At 70.8% G+C, this 13,221-nt stretch carries 11 protein-coding genes; 6 read left to right on the top strand and 5 right to left on the bottom strand.

Going from position 1 to position 13,221, the window contains the following annotated elements:
* Positions 1 to 23 precede the first annotated feature (23 nt).
* Positions 24 to 1,610 (top strand): glutamine-hydrolyzing GMP synthase, encoded by a 1,587-nt coding sequence (guaA, locus tag ACX80J_RS00765; protein WP_459346496.1) that lies wholly within the window; start codon positions 24 to 26, stop codon positions 1,608 to 1,610.
* Between the two features lie 93 nt (positions 1,611 to 1,703).
* Positions 1,704 to 5,771: a DUF4011 domain-containing protein gene (locus ACX80J_RS00760; protein WP_459346495.1), complete on the top strand. Its 4,068-nt coding sequence runs from the start codon at positions 1,704 to 1,706 to the stop codon at positions 5,769 to 5,771.
* Between the two features lie 41 nt (positions 5,772 to 5,812).
* On the opposite strand, the gene ACX80J_RS00755 is transcribed toward ACX80J_RS00760, so the two are convergent.
* The 3 genes from ACX80J_RS00755 to ACX80J_RS00745 all read right to left on the bottom strand — a co-directional run bounded on the left by ACX80J_RS00755 (position 5,813) and on the right by ACX80J_RS00745 (position 7,634).
* Entirely contained in the window at positions 5,813 to 6,484 is a 672-nt protein-coding gene (locus ACX80J_RS00755) for an RcpC/CpaB family pilus assembly protein (RefSeq protein ID WP_459343720.1), read from the bottom strand.
* 117 nt (positions 6,485 to 6,601) lie between these two features.
* Entirely contained in the window at positions 6,602 to 6,895 is a 294-nt protein-coding gene (locus ACX80J_RS00750) for an FmdB family zinc ribbon protein (RefSeq protein ID WP_459343719.1), read from the bottom strand.
* Positions 6,896 to 6,980: 85 nt separating this feature from the next.
* Complete coding sequence (locus ACX80J_RS00745) at positions 6,981 to 7,634, bottom strand: 5-formyltetrahydrofolate cyclo-ligase (protein WP_459346494.1); 654 nt, start codon at positions 7,632 to 7,634, stop codon at positions 6,981 to 6,983.
* 56 nt (positions 7,635 to 7,690) lie between these two features.
* On the opposite strand from ACX80J_RS00745, the gene galU reads away from it, so the two are divergent.
* From galU to ACX80J_RS00725, 4 genes are all read left to right on the top strand, one after another.
* Positions 7,691 to 8,593 carry a UTP--glucose-1-phosphate uridylyltransferase GalU gene (galU, locus tag ACX80J_RS00740; RefSeq protein ID WP_459343717.1) on the top strand — a complete coding sequence of 301 codons (903 nt, stop codon included), beginning with the start codon at positions 7,691 to 7,693 and terminating at the stop codon, positions 8,591 to 8,593.
* A 6-nt stretch (positions 8,594 to 8,599) separates the two neighbouring features.
* Positions 8,600 to 9,229, top strand: a complete 630-nt coding sequence (locus ACX80J_RS00735) for a GNAT family N-acetyltransferase (RefSeq protein ID WP_459346493.1) — start codon at positions 8,600 to 8,602, stop codon at positions 9,227 to 9,229.
* 245 nt (positions 9,230 to 9,474) lie between these two features.
* Entirely contained in the window at positions 9,475 to 10,344 is an 870-nt protein-coding gene (locus tag ACX80J_RS00730; protein ID WP_459346492.1) for a hypothetical protein, read from the top strand.
* Between the two features lie 60 nt (positions 10,345 to 10,404).
* Complete coding sequence (locus ACX80J_RS00725; protein ID WP_459346491.1) at positions 10,405 to 11,670, top strand: phosphotransferase; 1,266 nt, start codon at positions 10,405 to 10,407, stop codon at positions 11,668 to 11,670.
* Positions 11,671 to 11,735: 65 nt separating this feature from the next.
* On the opposite strand, the gene ACX80J_RS00720 is transcribed toward ACX80J_RS00725, so the two are convergent.
* Positions 11,736 to 12,608, bottom strand: a complete 873-nt coding sequence (locus ACX80J_RS00720; protein WP_459346490.1) for an alanyl-tRNA editing protein — start codon at positions 12,606 to 12,608, stop codon at positions 11,736 to 11,738.
* Positions 12,609 to 12,710: 102 nt separating this feature from the next.
* A complete protein-coding gene (locus ACX80J_RS00715) occupies positions 12,711 to 13,193 on the bottom strand; it encodes an Lrp/AsnC family transcriptional regulator (RefSeq protein WP_459346932.1) in 483 nt (160 codons plus the stop codon).
* Positions 13,194 to 13,221: the final 28 nt, after the last annotated feature.

Here is a 13,221-nt window from a genome sequence, read left to right as displayed (position 1 = left end):
TTCCCGCGGACTATTGTTGATGGGTGACTACCCCCGAGAACGGCTCTGAACACCGCCCTGTCCTCGTCGTGGACTACGGCGCACAGTACGCCCAGCTGATCGCACGCCGCGTCCGCGAGGCCGACGTGTATTCCGAGATCGTGCCGCACACGCTCAGCACGCAGCAGATCCTCGCGAAGAACCCCGCGGCCATCATCCTCTCGGGTGGTCCTTCCAGCGTGTACGCGGAAGGTGCGCCCCGGGTGGACGCCGACCTGTTCGACGCCGGCGTGCCCGTCCTCGGGATCTGCTACGGCTTCCAGGCCATGGCCAACGCCCTCGGGGGCACCGTCGCGAAGACGGGCCTGCGGGAATACGGCTCCACGGACGTCCAGTCCGACGGTGAGGCCCGGTCCATCCTCAGCGGCACCCCCGAACACCAGAACGCCTGGATGAGCCACGGCGACAGCGTCCAGTCCGCCCCGGAGGGCTTCGACGTCCTCGCCAGCACCGCAGGCGCCCCGGTGGCCGCGTTCGCGAACGAGGAGAAGGGCCTCTACGGCGTGCAGTGGCACCCGGAGGTCAAGCATTCGCAGCACGGCCAGGCCGTGATAGAGAACTTCCTCTTCCGCGGTGCCCGGCTCGACCCCAACTGGACCACGCGCAACATTCTCGAGGAACAGGTGGAGCGCATCCGCGAGCAGATCGGCGACTCCCGCGTGATCTGCGGACTGTCCGGAGGCGTGGACTCCGCCGTCGCCGCCGCGCTCGTGCAGCGTGCGGTCGGCGACCAGCTCACTTGCGTCTTCGTGGACCACGGACTCCTCCGCGAAGGTGAGGCCGAGCAGGTGGAACGCGACTTCGTCGCAGCAACCGGCGTGAAGCTCTACGTCGCCAACGAGCAGAAGCGGTTCCTCGACGCACTCGCGGGCGTCTCGGACCCGGAGACCAAGCGCAAGATCATCGGGCGCGAGTTCATCCGGGCGTTCGAGGAAGCCGAGCGCGCCATCATGCGCGAGGCGGAAGCCGAGGGCGAGCCCATCCGCTTCCTGGTGCAGGGCACCCTCTACCCCGACGTCGTCGAATCGGGCGGAGGCGAAGGCGCCGCCAACATCAAGAGCCACCACAACGTGGGAGGCCTGCCCGAGGACCTGCAGTTCGAGCTCGTGGAACCGCTCCGGACCCTCTTCAAGGACGAGGTGCGTGCCGTCGGGGCCCAGCTCGGCCTGCCCGCGGAGATCGTGGGACGCCAGCCGTTCCCCGGCCCGGGGCTCGGCATCCGCATCGTCGGAGACGTGACCGAGGAGCGCCTCGAGCTCCTGCGCAAGGCCGACGCGATCGCCCGCGCCGAGCTCACGGCGGCAGGGCTCGACAACGAGGTGTGGCAGATGCCGGTCGTCCTGCTCGCCGACGTGCGCAGCGTCGGTGTCCAGGGTGACGGACGCACGTACGGCCACCCGATCGTCCTGCGTCCGGTATCGAGCGAGGACGCCATGACGGCCGACTGGTCGCGCCTGCCGTACGACCTCCTGGCCAGGATCTCCAACCGGATCACCAACGAGGTGGACGGCGTCAACCGCGTGGTGCTCGACGTGACGAGCAAGCCGCCGGGAACCATCGAATGGGAGTAGGCGGACTCCGGAGCGGGATCGAACCCACTCCGGTCCGCACGGGCCGCGTTGCTATCCGCGGGGTCCGTCCGCTTTTCGGATAGCTTGGAAGACATGCCCATCTGGTCGAGATCAGCACGTGACAATGCAGGAAAGAAGGCGGTCGTGCCGGAGCAGGACCAGCGGGATGCGGGAGGGACGCCGGCGGATCAGCCGCACGCGGACCGGGGCGCCCGGTCGGAGCAGCGCCCGGCACCGTCCGACGGTGCCGCCCAGGACTTCCTCCTGCCGTGGCTCGAGGGCCTCGGACCTCAGGCGACGGGGGATACGCTGCTGCATTTCCGCCCCTCGGCCGGGACGAGCATCGACCTGACTCATGCGCACCCCTCGGGACTCGCGCAGCTCCTCGCCGGACGCCGTACGCGCCTGTCGACGCTCCTGCGCGATCCGGTCCAGTACAGCGCCGCGAAAGCCGCTGCCCGTGCCCTGCGCGCGAAGATCTTCGAACTCGGCACCGAGCGCGGCATCGACGTCGGATACCTCGCGGCCGGCACGGCGTCGTGGCGGTCCGTGGACGACTCCGGACGCTCCGAGACCCTGAACGCACCGATCCTCCTCACTGCGGTCTCCCTGACGGTGCACCCGTCGCAGGACGACTACGAGCTGCAGATCACCGAGCAGGCCCGGATGAACCCGGCCCTCGTGCGCCACCTGCGCCACCACCAGGGCCTCCAGGTGGATCCTCCCGCCATCGCCCGGCTCGCCTACGGCACCGCACGCTTCGACCCGCACCCGGTCCTGGAGCGCATGCGGACGCTGAGCGCCGACGTCCGCGGGATGTCCGTCGAACACCGGATCCTGGTATCGACCTTCGCCGACCTTGCCGGCGTCAAGGGGGATCCGGCCCTGCGCCCCGACCACCCGGTCCTCGCCGCCCTCATGGCCTCCGCCAGGGGCGACGCCGAAGCCGCCTCGGCCCTGTCGGGGAGCGCGGAGGAGCTGTCCTTCCCGCCCGCAGACGAGCGGGATCCCGCCGAGGAACTCCTGATCCTCGATGCGGACCGGGCGCAGCAGGAAGTGCTCGACCTCGCCTCCGCCGGCGTCAGCGTCGCCGTCGCCACACCTCCGGGCACAGGGCAGACCCAGACCGCCCTGAACGTGGCCGCCCGGTCGGCGGCAGCCGGCAGGCGCGTCGTCGTCGCGGCGGAGCGCCGTGGCAGCCTCAACGAATTCGTGCAGGACCTCGACGGCCTGAACCTCGGGTCACTCGTGCTCCAGGTCGGCAGCCAGACAGGTCCTGTACAGCTGCGCGAGGCCGTGATCCGTGCCCTCGTCCGCAACGAGAAGGCCGCCGAGCCGCAGCTCGAAACGCTGCATGCCACGCTGACCGGGCACCGCCACCAGCTGATGGAGCACGTCCGGAGCCTCCACAACGTCCGCAGCCGCTGGGGATGCTCGCCCTACCAGGCCATGCAGTCCCTCGCCGGACTCACCGCGCTCGACCCCTCGCCGTCCACCACGGTGCGGCTCAAGCGCAGCGTGCTCGATTCCATCGCCGACCGCAGGGACCTGACCGAGCGGCTCCAGCGGGCCGCCGAGCTGGGCAGCTTCAGCAAGGCCTCGACCGAGAGCCCCTGGTACGGGGCGCAACTGCTCAACCGCAAGGAGACCGAGCACGCGCACGGCCTCGCGGAGCAGCTGTCCACCGAGATCCCCGAGCTCCGGGCCAAGGTGCAGCGCGTCGCCGAGCATTCGCACATCACACTCGGCGGAACCTTCAAGGAGTGGGGCGAGCAGCTCGAACTCCTGGTCGCGGTACGGGAGAGCCTCGACAAGTTCACATCGGATATCTTCGACCGTCCCGTCACCGATCTGATCTCGGCCACGGCGCCATCGTCGTGGCGCAAGGAACGCGATATCGAGATGAGCTCGATGACGAGGTCGAGGCTGCGGCGCGTGGCCAAGGAGTACATCCGCCCGGGTGTGCACATCTCGGACCTGCACACCTCCCTGCTCGAGGTGCAGCAGCAGCGCACGCTGTGGACCCGCTACGCCCTCACCGAACGGCACCCGTCGGTTCCGACCGGCCTGGCGGAGATCCATGCGTCCTACCGTTCCGTGGAGGTCCTCCTCGCGGAGCTGACCGCGATCCTGCGGCCCACCGCGGGCGGCCCTGACCTCGCCGCGCTCGACCTGGACGGCCTCGAAGCCCTTCTGCGTGACCTCGCGCTGGACAAGGACACCCTGGAGACGCTGCCGGAGCGTACGCTGCTGCTCGACGAGATGCGCGAGCAAGGGCTCGGCGAACTGCTCGCCGACCTCGCCGCGCGGGAGGTCCCCGCCGAGCGCGTGGGGCCCGAACTCGAACTGGCCTGGTGGCAGTCCGCCCTCGAGGCGATGATCAGCGGTGACGACTATCTCGCCATGTCGGACGGCGACAGCCTCCGCAGGCTGGAGGCCGAGTACCGCCTCGCAGACAACGCCCACGTCGCGTCGGGGCCGGCCCGCATCCGGTGGACGCTGGCAGAGCGCTGGCGCGCCGCGGTGGAGGCCCACCCGGAGGATGCCGCACGCCTGCGGCAGGAACTCAAGGACGGCACGCTCACCCTCGAGGTCTTCGCGGCCCTGCACCCGGACCTCGTGGCTGCGCTGCTGCCCGTCTGGGCGGTCAGCCCGCTCACCATTCGGGGCGCCGTGCCGGAGGGGTACACCTTCGACACCGCCGTGATCCTCGATGGGGAGTCGATGTCGCTGCAGAGTGCGGTGCCCTGCGTGGCGCGGGCCTCCCAGGTCCTGGTGTTCGGTGACGATCGCCTCGCCGGCCCCACCCGCTTCAGCATCGAGGTGCAGTCCGCCGACCGCGCGTCCACACTCGAACCCCTGCCCAGTGCCTTCGACTCCCTGCGCGAGGTCCTGCCCGTCCGCGGACTCACCGAGATCTACCGCGGTGTCGACCGGGCCCTGGACACCTATCTCAGCGAATCGTTCTACGGCGGGAAGCTCTCCCGGCTTCCGCAGGCCTCCGAGGTGACGGGGGAGGGACGCGGCCTGGTGGTCGAATACCTCCCGAACGGCACCGGGATGCCGAGCTCCGAGCACGACGGCGTGGAGAGCGTCGCCGTCGAGGTGAACCGGGTCGTCGAACTCGTCTTCGAGCACATCCGCCGCCGCCCGAACCTCTCCCTGGCCGTCGTGACGGCCAGCGCCCGGCACGCGGCGCGGGTGGGGGAAGCGATCCGCATGCAGATGGCGGAATTCCCGTGGGCCGCCGGCTTCTTCACTTCGGGCAGGGAGGCTTTCCGTGTCGTGCCCGTCGAGCGCGCGGGCGGCCTCGTCCGCGACGACATCATCTTCTCGCTCGGATACGGCCGGACTCCGCACGGACGGGCGCTGCACACGTTCGGTCCGCTGTCCGGCCCGGACGGCCGCCGCAACTTCGTCATGGCGATGACGCGGGCCCGGCGCCTGCAGCATGTGCTGACGTGCTTCGAACCGTCCGACCTGGATCCGGACCGGCTCACCACGGGGGCCCTGGACTTCTTCGAGCTGCTCCAGCGGGAACTCGGCAGTGGCGCAGGGCGAAGCCCTGCCGTGTCCGGCGGGAACGAGGATCCGCTGGTGGCGGACCTCGTGGACCGGCTGCGGCACCGCGGCGCCGAGGTGTGGGACCACTATGCCGGCGTCCTGGACATCGTCGCGGTACGGCCGGCGGACCTCCGGGCGGACGGGAGCGCCGCTGCAGTACAGGACGAGCGCCCCGCTCCACTGGCCATCGAATCGGACGGCACCAGCCGCTACGGGTCGATGTCGGTGCGGGAGCGCAGCCGCCTGCGCCCCCAGGTCCTCGAGCGCATGGGCTGGCGGTACATGCCGCTCTGGACCATCGAGGTCTTCACGGACCCGGATGGTTGCGCGGAGCGTGCATCGGGCCTCATCGGGCTGCCGCCACGCGAGACCCCGGACCCGTCACGGACACGAAAGGAGCCCGCGGGCATGCGGAAGGACGAGCAGCACCCCGAGGGCGGGACGACCGCCGGCGGGCCCGCCGGGCCCGCCGGGGCCGGCGATGCGTCGCCCGTCATCCCGAGGACCGCGGGCGAGGACGATCCCCGGTCCTGGGGAGACGCCGAGAGCAACCACGACGAGTGGCTCAAGGAGCAGCGTCCGCCGCACTGGGGCTGATCGCCCGTCGGTAGGCGTCCATCGGCGTCCCTGAGCGCCCTTCAGGGTCCCGTGGTCAGGACGAGGTGGACGTCGCCCGAGCTGGAGGATGCGGCGAGGGCCTCGGCCTCCGCCGCGCGCGCGGCGACGACCACCAGCCCGCCGGCGTCCCCGGCGCCGGGCCAGGTGCTGCCCGTACCTCCGGGGGACGTCCAGAGCACGGCGACGGAGCGGGCCAGCACGGTGGAGTCCGCAGCGACGTCGTAGCCGTTGCCTGTACTCAGGATCACGTCGACGAGCTGGCCCGGGGCGAGCAGCTGGACGGTGGCGGGATCGGCCGGCCGGAGGGGGACCGCGACGGTGCCGGGTGCGGTGCCGGTCAGCAGTCCGTCCCCTACGAGGGCGGTCGACGCCAGGGGTGACCCCCGGGACAGGGGAGCGGCCAGCTGCTGACCCAGCACCTGCTCGGGCAGGCTGAAGGTGTCCCTGCTGAGGGCCTCTTCGGGTAGTTGGACGATGGCGACGTCGGCCTCCGTCAGGACCGCCCCGACCGCGAGGTCGTGCGATGCGGTGACCACCGACGCCGTCGGGTAGTCGTCGCCTACTGCCGCCTCGACGGCGACCCCGGCCGCCGCGCTCAGGAGCAGGCAGGCGAGGAGCCGCTTGTGGCGATGGACGAGCCGGCGGAGCCGGTACCGGAACGGGGCCCGTAACATGCGGCTGGACGGCGTCATGGATCGACCCTAGGCGGCAGGACCAGCAGGCCACTCCGGTGGTCGGGCTATGTGGACATCGCGCCCGTGGAACCCGCGTGCGCGCTCAGCCCCCGCAGGAAGCAGGACGACGGTGTCTCAGGACGATGCGGCGGCCTTGCCCGACGGGGACGCCGCGGCGGGGGACGGGGAGGACGCGGTCGTGCTCGGAGCCTTGGTGCTCGAGGACGACCCGGCATCCGTGCTGGACTTCGTGTCGCGGGAGTCCGTGCGGTAGAAGCCCGAGCCCTTGAAGACGACTCCGACGCTGTTGAACTTCTTGCGCAGAGATCCGCCGCACTCGGGGCAGTCGGTCAGGGAGTCGTCGGAGAAAGACTGCTGGATGTCGAAGGCGTGGCCGCAGTCCTTGCAGGCGTAGGCGTACATGGGCATGGATATCCTCCTGGACGAACTTCACGGTCCCCGGATGGCTCTGTCGGGCGACTGCTCTTGGCACTCTCCGGGGTCGAGTGCCAGTCTACACCGACGAGCCGTCCGTCCCGAAGCGGAGCAGTCCGTCAGGGGTGAAGACCCCGCCCAGGGGCTGGTCGTAGGGCTCGGACGGGACGGTCCCTGCCGGGAGGACCTCGGACCGGTAGACCACACCCAGCCGTGGGACCGCTCCTGGTGCGTCGAGCGGATAGCGTGCCAGGAAGCGGTCGTAGTAGCCCCCGCCCTGGCCCACGCGGTGGCCCGATCCGTCCACGCCCAGCGCCGGTACGAGGATGACGGCCACGTCGGGCACCTCGTCGAAGGAGAAACGCTCGCCCACCGGTTCCTGGACGGGCGCGCGCACCGACCGCTGCAGGGGAACCCCGGGGAACCAGGAGACCCAGGACAACTGGTACTCCGGTTCGCAGACGGGAACGACGAGGCCGAAGCCGAGGCCGTGCAGTTGCTCGAGCAGCGGCGCCGTATCCGGCTCCGGGTCGACGCCGAGATAGACGGCGACTGCCGGCCTCAGTTGCGGGGTGCCGCCCGGAGCGGAAGGGAGACTGCGGAGGTGCTCCACCACGACGCCGGCCAGGGCCCGCGACTGGTCCTGCCGGTCCGTAGGGTCCAGGGCTGCACGGGCAGAGCGCAGCGAGGCGCGCAAGCGGGCCTTCTCCGTATCACGAGTGGAAGGTGTCATGTCACCATTGTGGCAACGACCGGGGAATCCCGCGGCCGTTATGTAGTGTGGTCATCATGACTTTGCAATCACGTGTAACGAAGGCCGTTATCCCAGCGGCCGGCCTCGGGACCCGTTTCCTTCCCGCCACCAAGGCGATGCCGAAGGAAATGCTGCCCGTCGTCGACAAGCCGGCTATCCAGTACGTCGTCCAGGAGGCCGTCGATGCGGGCCTGTCCGACGTCCTGATGATCACGGGGCGGAACAAGCGCGCGCTCGAGGACCACTTCGACCGCGTCCCCTTCATCGAGCAGACCCTCGAAGCCAAGGGTGACCACGACAAGCTCGCCGCGGTGCGCCGTCCGTCCGAGCTCGGGGACATCCACTACCTGCGCCAAGGCGACCCGAAGGGTCTGGGGCACGCCGTCCTCCGCGCCAAGCTGCACGTCGGTGACGAGCCGTTCGCCGTCCTGCTCGGTGACGACCTGATCGACGAGCGGGATGCCCTGCTCGAGACCATGATCGACGTCCAGGCCAAGACGGGCGGCTCCGTGATCGCCCTCATCGAGGTGGACCCCGAACAGATCAGCGCCTACGGCTGCGCCGACGTCACGCAGATCGACGGTGAGAACCACGTCCGTGTCAACCAGCTCGTGGAGAAGCCCTCCGTCGAGGACGCCCCGTCGAACCTCGCCGTGATCGGACGCTACGTGCTCCACCCCCGGGTGTTCGAGGTCCTCGAGACCACGAAGCCGGGCCGCGGCGACGAGATCCAGCTGACGGACGCGCTGCAGACCCTTGCCGCTGCCGATGGCGAAGGGTCCGGCGTGTACGGCGTCGTCTTCCGTGGCCGCCGCTACGACACCGGTGACAAGCTGAGCTACCTGAAGGCCGTTGTGACACTGGCGTCGGAGCGCGAGGACCTCGGTCCTGACCTCCGCGCCTGGATCAAGGACTTCAGCAAAGACATCTCGGTCTAGCACGCCATGTGGTCGGCGAGCAGCTGGCCCGTGACCCTGAGGACAGGCGCCTTGTCCCTGAGGCCCATCCGCCACAGGGACAAGGCGGCCTGGACCGCGTTGCGTCACCGCAACGCCCAGTGGCTCGCGCCCTGGGAGGCCTCCAATCCGGATCCCGAGGGGTTCCTTCCCACCTACCACCAGATGGTGCGCTCCCTGTCGGCGCAGGCGCGGGCAGGATCGGCCTTGCCGTTCCTGATCACGGAGCAGGAGCCCGGTTCGCGGGAGGGTCGGCTGGTGGGCCAGCTGACGGTCTCCGGCATCACCTGGGGATCCGCCATGACGGCGACGCTCGGCTACTGGGTGGACTCCGATCGGGCCGGGCGCGGGATCGCTCCCACCGCGGTGGCCCTTGCCACGGACTACTGCTTCGGGGACCTCGGGCTGCACCGGATGGAGATCAACATCCGCCCCGAGAACCGCGCGAGCCTCCGGGTCGTGGAGAAACTCTCCTTCCGGGACGAGGGGCTTCGCCCGCGCTACCTCCACATCGCCGGACAGTGGGCGGACCACAGGAGCTTCGCCCTGACGGCCGAGGAAGTCCCGCGCGGTCTGCTGGCGCCGTGGCTGGAGAGCCGGCACCCGCGGTCCGACTGACCGCTCGAATGCCCCTCGGGGCATACTACGAGCCGACACACCGGGATCAATGCGGGAGCAGGGGGGCAACTGCTCCTACCGTTCTAGGTGTGGTCTTCTCCCTGGATAGCTCGTTGGTGCTCGCCGCAATCGTCGGATTGTGGCTGGTGTGGGTAGCACCGTTCGTCCTTCGAAAGACCGTGCCGGCAGCCGCCGGCAGAAGACGCCGATCGCCGAAAACCAGGACGGGTAGTCCTGGAGGGAGCATGATGACAAGAACCGCGCCGCAGGACGATGCCGCGAGACCGGGGGATACCCCGGAACCGCCCTCCACGACGGTTGCCCCGTCGCCATCTGCTGCTCAGCCGGGTCTCTCGCCCAGGCCCTTCACGCCGCGGTGGGGACGCATCGCCGTCGCGCTGGTAGGACTCCTCGCGCTCTGCGCCGCCCTCGTGACGCTCGTCCTCGGGGCCGTAGGCATCGTCAGCTTCTTCGTCCCTCTCGCCTGCGTCGGCCTCGCCGCTGCGGCCGTCGCGGTCCTGAGGCTGCTCGCCGTCCGCAGCCGGGAGGCGCGCGTGAATCGTGCCTTCGCCGATGCCATGGCACCCGTGCGTGAACCCGCCCCGGAACGCACCGGCGTCGCTCCGCCGGTTCCGTCTGCACCGAAGCGCCCCACCGCCCTGTTCGACGCCGAAGAGGCCGCCGAACGGCCCCTGACCGCCATGGAACGGCGGACGGCGGCGCTCGCGGGCTCGTCCGTTCTGAATCTCCACGACCAGACTGCGCCGGCCGAAGCCTCCGAAGGTAGTGAAACCTCCGGAGGTACCGAGGCCTCAGAAGGTACCGACGCGGCGCAGCCGACCGGCGCGACGGCGTGGGCCCCGGTCGAGGTACCCCGTCCCACCTACGTCGATGCGGCGAAGGCCGAACGCCAGGCGCCGGCTCCCCTGGACCTCCCCGAGGCGCCGAAGCCGTCGACCAGGACGCCCATCAAGGCATCGGAAGCAGCTGCCCGGGTCGCCGCGGCAGCCGACACCGCAGCGGCCAGCGCCGACTCCACGGACGCATCGTCCGGCTCCGATCCCGCCACCGGACGCATCAACCTCGACGACGTGCTGCAGCGCCGGCGCGCCTGACACCGCCGCGATGCCAGGGTCTGCCCCCGGTGCCGTCCGCAGTCCCCGCGTAGGCGCAGCGTGAGGGCGAGGGAGGCACGCGTCATCCGGGAGCAGGACACGATCGTGCTCCTCGAATCGGATGCGCCGTCGGAACTCCTGCGCTCTGCGCTCGCCGAGGCGGGATGGGAGCTGGTCTCCTGGCAGCCGGGACCGCTGCACCACCGGCCCGGCGCGGGCGTGACGGGGGTCTTCTCCCTCGAGGTGCGCAGGTCGTCCGACCGGGACGGCCGGAACGAAGCGGTGCCGACGCACGCCTGCATCACCTCCTGCTCCATTCACCATCCCGCCGCCCACGTCGCGGTGTTCCACCGCCGGGGCGCGGACCCGCTCTCGGTCTGGGTGCAGCCCGCCGATCCGCTGTTGCCGGGCCTCCCGCTGGCACTCGACCCCCTGCGCGTCACTCCCTTCGCGTTCGAGGCGGAGCACGACCCCTCCGAGACCGTGATCGAGACCAGGAGCTACCGGCCGCTGCGGCGGGCTGTGGTCCTGGCCCGGAACGGGGACGACCGCCGCTACCTGAAGGTTCTCCGCCGCCAGGAGTCGGGGCCGCTCGCGGAACGGCACCGCATGCTGCGCGCTGCAGGTGTTCCGGCCCCCGCTCTGGCCCGTGAGCCCGTGCAGGACGTCGTCGCCATGCATCCCGCTCCGGGCACACCGCTCGCCGAGCTCCTCATGCGCGACGGCGCGTCCGACGTCGATCCCTCCGCGTTGGTGCGGGTCCTCACCTCACTGCCTCCCGCCGTCCTCGGACTGCCGGCGCGGCAGCCCTGGTCGGCCCGGGTCCGGGACTACGCCGAAGGCGCGGTTGCCGCCCTGCCGGCAGATGCCCACCGGATCAGGCGACTGGCCGCCGGGATCGACGACCTCGTCCGTTCGACCGATGCAGGCCCGCTGGTGCCCACCCACGGTGACTTCTACGAAGGCAACCTTCTCATCACGGACGGTGCGGTGTCCGGGCTCCTGGACGTCGATGCGCTCGGCCCGGGCCACCTCGTCGACGACCTGGCCTGCTTCCTCGGCCATATCGCCGTCCTGCCCGGATTGCATGCCGGCTACACCCACGTACCCTCCGCGCTGCTGCAATTCCTGCGGGCCTTCGACCGTCATGTCGATCCCGTTGCGCTCCGGAGCCGCGCCGCGGCGGTGAGCCTGACGCTCATCGCGGGAGCACGGCGGGAGGCTGCGGACGGGGGAGGTGAGGCGCTGTCCCGGCTGGGGATCGCCGAGCAGTTCCTCGCCGAGGCCCGGACCCTGGGCTCCGTACGGGAGCGCGGCAGCGGCTAGGACCAGGAGGAACGCGCGGTCCCCTGCCGCCCGTGCCGCATCCGTGCGGTGCAGGTCGGCCGTCCTCAGGCCGTCGCCGGCGGGCGGCCCCTCGTATCCATCTGCAGGACCGGCGTGCCGTCCGCGTCCGAGAGCTCGAGCTGCACGGCGACGTCGAGCCCGGCGAGGGAGGTCAGGTGCGTGCCGCCGCAGGGGATCTCCGCCCGTTCCTCCGGGAGTCCGCAGACCCACCGGCGACGGTCGGTGAGGCCCGGTCCGTCCGCCTCGATGCCGATCGGTGCCCCGGTCGCCGTCCACGCGGCGAGCGTCGCGTTCACCGCCGCGGCGGTGACATCCGTGTCCAGGTCCTCTCCGCTGAAGCCCTTCCTCCGCAGGGACTTGCCCAGGCGGTACCTGTCCACGGAGCCGAACTCCCCGATGACGGTCGTGTCGATCGCCAGTGCGTCGAAGTTCGGTGCGCCGAGCGCGTCCGGAGCCACGTCCTTCTTCCACCGCCCGGCCAGGGCCCGGTTCAGGGCCAGCGAGGCGAGGTGGCACCCGGTGTGCCCGGCGGACACGGCCGCGCGGTGCGCGCCGTCCACCCGCACGACGACGTCGTCGCCCTCGGCGGGTCCCTCGCCGTCGATCAGGTGCACGACGACGAAGGCCCAGCCCTCCGCGCCCTTGCGCACCGGAGCCTCGTCGCCCAGGTACAGGGTGGCCCCGTCGGTGGCTCCCACCACGCAGTCGGCCACGGGCCACGTGCGCGACCCTGCCTGGAGTTCGCCCCGATCCGGCCCCTGGTCCGGCCAGGCGGAGTCCACCGGATGAAAGGCGGTGGTGTCCAGCAGGACCGCGCACCGGCCGTCGTCGCGGACCTCGACGTGCAGGACGCGGGAGGCCGATTCGACGGCCCCCTGGGGATAGGTGACGCGCGTGTCGGTCCTCGGCAGGGCCATGGTGCTCCTCGGATGGTCGGTGCTGGTGGTGTTGCTGGCGGTGTTGCTGGCGGAGTTGCTGGGTGGTCGGTGCCGGTGCAGGCAGGGGCCGGGCAGCGCGGTTCAGGTGTCGTCGGGCAGGTGCGCCAACCGCTCGAGCAGGGGCTCTGTGCGGTAGGGGATGTGCTCGTGGAGGGCGAGGACGGTCTCGGTGCGGATCACGCCCTTGATCTTCAGGACCGATCGCAGTGCCGCCTGCAGATTGTGCGTGTCGGTCGCGGCGACGCGGCACCAGACATCACCCCGGCCGGAGATCTCGTGCACTTCCAGCACCTGGTTGAGGGTGCGCAGCCCGGCGATGACGCCGTCGAGCTCGCGGTGTGAGACCTCGATGGTGACGAAAGCGATGACGTCGTAACCGAGCGCCTCGAGGTCGAGCTCGCGGCCGCTCCGGCGCAGCGCCCCGGTGCGCAGGAGCCGGCGGATCCGGCTCTGCGCCGTATTGCGGGCGACGCCGAGGATCTCGCTCAACTCGCTCACCTGGGCGCGGGGATCACGCACCAGCTCGAGCAGCAGGCGCAGGTCAAGGTTGTCCAGCTTGCTCACAAAGCTCACTTCCCGTCAGTCGGCTTCG

It is taken from the genome of Arthrobacter rhamnosi (genome assembly GCF_054510975.1).
Note: the sequence above shows the minus strand (reverse complement) of the source record. Positions and strands in the feature narration are given on the sequence as shown.

Excerpts from the sequence above, each read along its gene's own strand:
- ACX80J_RS00750 (WP_459343719.1), bottom strand. The coding sequence starts at position 6,895 with ATGCCCATGTACGCCTACGCCTGCAAGGACTGCGGCCACGCCTTCGAC.
- ACX80J_RS00720 (WP_459346490.1), bottom strand. The coding sequence starts at position 12,608 with ATGGCCCTGCCGAGGACCGACACGCGCGTCACCTATCCCCAGGGGGCC.
- galU (WP_459343717.1), top strand. The coding sequence starts at position 7,691 with ATGACTTTGCAATCACGTGTAACGAAGGCCGTTATCCCAGCGGCCGGC.
- ACX80J_RS00755 (WP_459343720.1), bottom strand. The coding sequence starts at position 6,484 with ATGACGCCGTCCAGCCGCATGTTACGGGCCCCGTTCCGGTACCGGCTC.
- ACX80J_RS00735 (WP_459346493.1), top strand. The coding sequence starts at position 8,600 with ATGTGGTCGGCGAGCAGCTGGCCCGTGACCCTGAGGACAGGCGCCTTG.
- ACX80J_RS00745 (WP_459346494.1), bottom strand. The coding sequence starts at position 7,634 with ATGACACCTTCCACTCGTGATACGGAGAAGGCCCGCTTGCGCGCCTCG.
- ACX80J_RS00730 (WP_459346492.1), top strand. The coding sequence starts at position 9,475 with ATGATGACAAGAACCGCGCCGCAGGACGATGCCGCGAGACCGGGGGAT.
- ACX80J_RS00760 (WP_459346495.1), top strand. The coding sequence starts at position 1,704 with ATGCCCATCTGGTCGAGATCAGCACGTGACAATGCAGGAAAGAAGGCG.